Genomic DNA, 3,821 nt, shown 5'->3' with positions numbered 1-3,821 from the left:
CTTTCAGTCCCCGGCCGAGCGCTTCGTGCGCCAGCGCCTCGGGGCACTGCTGCCTGAGCCCGACGAGATGCATCCCGATCAGCTCGACATCGCGCTCGATGGCCTGGCGGCCTGGAAGATCGGTGACCGGTATCTGCGAGGTTTCCTGGCAGGAACCGACCGGTCCGTACTCGCCGGAGCCGAGTTTCGTCGTGGTGAATTGCCGCCGTTCGGCTTCGGACGTAACGCATTCGAGGTGATCGAAGCGAAGGCGCGGGCGATTGGCATCGCCGCGATCGCGCACCGCGCCGGGCGAAACGATACCGTCGACGTGCGCGTTCGGCTGAGCGACGGGCGCCGCGTCTACGGCACGGTGAGCGATGTCTTCGGCGATCATCTGGTGCAGGTCAACTACTCGAAGCTCGGTGCCAAGTACCGGCTCGCGTCCTGGATCCGATTGCTCGCGATGACGGCGGGATCGTCGGCTCAGGTAGCCGGAGCGCTGACTATCGGCGGAGCGCGAGGCAAAGATCCGGGTGCGGCGATCAGCAGGCTGACGGTCCCCGGTGACCCGTGCACGCTGCTCGAACAACTGGTCGCGATCCGGGACGCCGGGCTGCGGTCGCCGTTCTGGCTGCCGCCCGATATCGGCGACGAGGCCGCGCAGTCGTTCGGGCTGATCGACCAGACCGGCGGGGGTAAGCCTGACCGGGCGCTGTTGCGGGTCCAGAGAGCGCGAGACTTCCAGCTCAAGGACCGGTACGTGAGCTGGATGCTGTACGACGATCCCGGTCGGTCGGCGAGCGTCGACGAACTGGTGGGCCTGGCCGGAGCCGAGCCGCTGGCCGCAGTCGACGGGCTGCTGCCCGGCTTCGCCGCGGCCGGACTGAACCCGGCGCAAATCCGGTTCATCGGACTGGCAGCAGCAATCTACGGGCCGATGCGAGCGGGGGAGAGCAGCAAATGAGCGTCAGTGATTTCGACCTGACGGCGGATCTGCCGACCGGCACCGTCGTGTTGGAGGCCAGCGCCGGAACCGGCAAGACCTATGCGATTGTCGCGCTCGCCGTCCGGTATCTCGCCGAGGGCCGGACCACGGTGGATCGGCTGCTCATGGCAACCTTCTCGAACGCCGCATCCAATGAACTGCGCCACCGCACTCGATCGCGTATCGGCGAATGCGTTGCGGCACTTGATCCTGCGACGCTGTCCCGGCTCGGTGAACGGGAACCAGACGGCGATGAACTCATCGCGTTGCTGCGCCAGGGAACTGTGGACGAGGTGGCACAGCGGCGACTGCATCTGGCCGAAGCGATGGGCGATTTCGATGCGGCCACCGTCGCGACTACCCACACCTTCTGCAACCGCATGCTGGCCGCCCTGGGGTTCCTCGGCGAACGCGAACAACAGGTCCCGATCGTTGAGAATGTCGACGATATGGTTGCCGAGCTGGTCAATGACCTGTACCTGCAGTCCTTTGCCGCCACGCCGGATGAAGCACCGGGATTCGCCGCCGTCGCTGAGGTCGCGCGAGACGCGGTCCGACAGCTGGGGGCCATCCTTGCGCCCGACCCTGACGACGCGGATGAGGCGTCGACCGCCCGGCTCGATGTCGCACGCGCGGCGCGCCGGGAGATCGCACACCGGAAGCGGCTGGCCAGGGTGCGGACCTACGATGATCTGCAGAACGTCCTGTATTCGCTGATCACCGACGAGAACGTCGGTGATCGCGCCTGTGCACGCATTCGCGACCAGTTTTCCGTGGTGCTGATCGACGAATTCCAGGACACCGATCCGCAGCAGTGGGAGATCGTGAAACGGTGCTTTCACGGGCATGTGCCGTTGCTGCTCGTCGGTGACCCGAAGCAATCCATCTACGGCTTCCGCGGTGCCGAGGTGCGCAGCTACCTCAATGCGGTCGCTGACGCGAGTGACACCCGGCGACTGGTGACCAACTGGCGCTCGGATGGTCCGCTGGTCGAGGCCCTGGCCGCCGTCTTCACCGGCGCCACGTTCGGTGACCCGCGGATCGATTTCCATCCGGTCACCGCGCGGCAGCGGACCTCGCGCATCTACGGGTCGCCGCCGGTCCGGCTGCGGGCTCTGCTCGGCGAGGCGGACTTCAGTGACACGACGCCGAGGGTGGCGCAGGTGCGGCCCCGCGTCATCGCCGACACTGCCAGCGATATCGCGTCGATGCTGAGTTCGGACGTGACGCTCGACGATCCTGACACCGGTCTGGTGCGATCGGTCCAGCCGGGCGATGTGGCGATCCTGGTGCGCGCGAATGCCACCGTAGAGCCACTGCAAGAGGCGCTCGCCGACCGCGGGATCTCGTCGGTGGTGCGCTCGGGGACGTCGATCTTCAAGACCGCGGCGGCGCGGCATTGGTGGTACCTACTGCTGGCGATCGAGCAGCCATCGAACTCCCGTCGGGTGCGGCTGGCGGCACTCACGCCGCTTGTCGGTAGATCGGCCCAAGAACTCGACGCCCGCGGCGATGAGGGCGTCGGGGTGCTCGCCGCGCGGTTCGCCGAGCTGTCCCGGGTGTTCGCCGACGGCGGCTTCGCCTCGATGTCGGCGCGTCTGCTGGACACTTTCGCGACGGAGGAACGGCTGCTGGGTGCCGATGGCGGCGAGCGCCTGCTGACCGATCTGCGGCAGCTCGCCGATCTGTGCAATGCGCGGGTCGCCGGATCGTCGGGCGGATTGGCATCGCTGGCGGCCTGGCTGGGCGGTCAGATCGAGGACGAGTCGCCGATGCGGCACGGTGGGGCGCAGACCCGCAGGCTGGACCGGGATACGCGGGCCGTCCAGATCATGACGGTGCACGCGAGCAAGGGCCTAGAGTTTCCGATCGTCTACCTGCCTTTCGGCTGGGACGGTGCGCGCCGCTTCGATACGCAGACGCAGATCTACCATGACGGCGACGGCACCCGGCGGCTCGACGTCGGCGGTAAGTTCGCCCCCGGTTACCGCGAGCGCGAACACCTGGCCGTCGTCGATGAGGCTGGCCAGGACCTGCGATTGCTGTACGTTGCCCTGACGCGGGCGCGTTCCCAGGTGGTCCTGTGGTGGGCGCCGAGTTCGGTGACCGCGCAGGGTGCGCTGCACCGGCTGCTGTTCACCGCAGTGCAGCGGCAGCAGGCGGTCGCCGGCGGGGGGCTAGCCGTGCCGATTGATCTCGCCGTGGCGCTGCCGATGGATGATGCAGACACCAAACAGTCGTTGTGTGGTGTCCGGGATTTAGCCGGGGCGGGTCAGATCGTCGTCGAACCGGCCCGGCATGCGTCGGGGCTGCAGTGGAATCGGCCCGCGGACGGAGCCGCGAAGGCGCTCGGCGCGGCAGTTTTCACTGGACAGATCGATCACGAGTGGCGACGGACCTCCTATTCGGCGATGGTCCGGGGCGCACACGGGGTGACGCCGAGCGGGCCGATCCAGACTGGCAGCGAGCCAGAAGACGGACTGACCGAAGACGAGGCGACCGGGGCTGGACCGGGTCGGGTCGCCCCCGAGCGGGCCGACGTGCCGGTCGACGGCATGCCGTCGTTGATGAACGGTCTACCGTTCGGCGCCGGTTTTGGCACGCTGGTACACGAGGTACTCGAGCACGTCGATACCTCTACCGACGATCTCGCCGCGCATGTGCTGGCCCGGACCGTTGAGGGCGCCGCCCGCCGCGGGGTGGATCTCGATGTGCACAAGCTCGCGGTGGCGCTGGTCGGTGTACTGACCACACCGCTGGGTTTCGGTGATCTCGCGAGTATTGCGCCGGGCGACCGACTCGCCGAGCTGGACTTTGAGCTGCCGCTCGCCGCACCAGGTTTCGGTCTTGATCA

General features: G+C 67.6%; 1 protein-coding gene and 1 pseudogene. Both read left to right on the top strand.

Features of this window, described 5'->3' with window-relative positions; genetic code table 11:
- Positions 1 to 946 (top strand): annotated as a pseudogene (locus WAW85_RS14165) (exodeoxyribonuclease V subunit gamma); the annotation flags it as partial.
- Positions 943 to 3,821: UvrD-helicase domain-containing protein (locus WAW85_RS14160; RefSeq protein WP_422560239.1), on the top strand; the 2,879-nt coding region annotated here is incomplete at its 3' end. The pseudogene WAW85_RS14165 and the gene WAW85_RS14160, both read left to right, overlap by 4 nt.

It is taken from the genome of Gordonia sp. (in: high G+C Gram-positive bacteria) (assembly GCF_049299075.1).
Lineage (GTDB): Bacteria > Actinomycetota > Actinomycetes > Mycobacteriales > Mycobacteriaceae > Gordonia.
Note: the sequence above shows the minus strand (reverse complement) of the source record. Positions and strands in the feature narration are given on the sequence as shown.